At 63.7% G+C, this 1,171-nt stretch carries 2 protein-coding genes; both read right to left on the bottom strand.

Annotation, left to right across the window (positions count from 1 at the left end; translation table 11 throughout):
* Nucleotides 1–841, bottom strand: an 841-nt coding sequence (locus AC1DY5_RS56450; RefSeq protein WP_478122840.1) for a ribonuclease E/G, incomplete at its 3' end; no start/stop codon positions are given.
* 148 nt (nucleotides 842–989) lie between these two features.
* A partial coding sequence (locus AC1DY5_RS56445; RefSeq protein WP_478122839.1) for a hypothetical protein occupies nucleotides 990–1,171 on the bottom strand: 182 nt, incomplete at its 5' end.

The following is a 1,171-nucleotide window of genomic DNA, read 5'->3' as shown; positions in this document are numbered from 1 at the left end:
CCGTGCGGGCGTAGGCCGATTCGATCTGGTGCTCGATCTGGAAGCGGCTGAACAGGGCCGCGTCGTCACGGTAGCGCTTCACGCGGGCCGCATGTTCGGGCATCACGTGCGCCATGAACTGCTGCGCCTGGTCGTAGATGTCGTCGGTGTCGATCAGGATGTCGCCGATGTCGTGATTGAAATAGTCACGGATCGCGCGGATCACGAGCGAGGATTCCTGGTAGATCAGGAAGGCGCCCTTGGCGCCCTTGGCGGCGCCGTCGATGGCGCTCCAGAGCTTGAGCAGGTAGTTCAGGTCCCATTGCAACTCGGGCGCCGAGCGGCCGATGCCGGCGGTGCGCGCGATGATGCTGGCGCCCTTCGGGTACTCCAGCTGGTCCATCGCCTCCTTGAGCTCGGCCCGGTCGTCGCCCTCGATGCGCCGGCTGACGCCGCCGCCGCGCGGGTTGTTCGGCATCAGCACGACATAGCGGCCGGCCAGCGAGATGAAGGTGGTCAGCGCCGCGCCCTTGTTGCCGCGCTCTTCCTTCTCGACCTGCACGACCAGTTCCTGGCCTTCGCGGATAGCGTCCTGGATCCGGGCCTGGCTGGCCGTGACGCCTTCGGCGAAATACTGCTTGGAGATTTCCTTGAACGGCAGGAAGCCGTGGCGGTCTTCGCCGTAGTCGACGAAGCAGGCTTCCAGCGAGGGCTCGACGCGGGTGACGACGGCCTTGTAGATGTTGCCCTTGCGCTGTTCGCGCCCTTCGATCTCGATTTCGTAGTCGAGGAGCTTTTGCCCGTCGACGATGGCCAGGCGGCGCTCTTCAGGCTGCGTGGCGTTGATCAGCATCCGTTTCATGATGCGTTGTCCTTATGTCTGTTCGTATCGCTCTTACCGGTCCATGACGGACCTAACGATGCACGGACGACGCTCGCGAAACGAAGGAATTGCCGCTGAACCCAGGCTGCTGGGGCCGCCGCGCGGACGCGGACAACCACATCGAGAGTCAACTCGATGTCAGACGGGGTGGGGGCGCGTGGATGAGCGCGAGCCGCATGTGGGGTCGATTTGCTATTGTTTTGATAGCAACTGGCGCAGGGGTGGCGCGCGCTGGCGGAGACTCAATGGCTGACGCTGCCGGCTTTTGCCAGCGCAGGATCAGTTGAATCAGCAGCATCAACACAAGGG

Source organism: Variovorax sp. P4_D9 (assembly GCF_056401695.1).
Note: the sequence above shows the minus strand (reverse complement) of the source record. Positions and strands in the feature narration are given on the sequence as shown.